The following is a 533-nucleotide window of genomic DNA, read 5'->3' as shown; positions in this document are numbered from 1 at the left end:
GAAACATCTACTTTGTTATCAACAACTGTTACTTGACCGAAGGTTGCTGCATCATCTGGTGCTAGACCATCAGCGACATTAATAATTCTATTGCCACCATTGTTAAGTCCAGCTCTACCAAGAATAACCGTATCAACTGGACCATTCAAAATAGTTATGCCCGCATTGTTTACGTTAGTGTTTCCTACTCTAACGCTACCAGTAGCTCCTAAGTCAATGGCTTCTGCTAGTTGGATACTTAGACCATCTGTACCATCTGCAACTACACCAATGTTACCAGTGGTTAAATTACCAGTTGCACTGCCCGTAATACTTAGCGTGTCACCAAGATTACGATCAATAACCGTGCCATCGTCACCAATAAAGTTTAGTCCTAGATCCGTGACACCTGTTACTGCTGCATTCACGTCTCCTGCGTTAGCGGCATTATTAGCATTGGCAATATTGGTGATATCACCAGCACTTGCAACACCGGTAATTTGAGTCATACCTGCATCAATACCGGTGGCTGTGATGCTTGGACCAACTGGAGC

1 pseudogene is annotated in these 533 nt (G+C 43.7%); it reads right to left on the bottom strand.

Annotation, left to right across the window (positions count from 1 at the left end):
* Positions 1–533, bottom strand: a pseudogene (locus ACTQ9T_RS14565) (adhesin); the annotation flags it as partial.

Origin of the sequence: Psychrobacter sp. ASPA161_6 (assembly GCF_051970285.1) — a bacterium.
GTDB classification, from domain to species: Bacteria; Pseudomonadota; Gammaproteobacteria; order Pseudomonadales; family Moraxellaceae; genus Psychrobacter; species Psychrobacter glaciei.
This window is presented reverse-complemented; position numbering and strand designations above follow the sequence as displayed.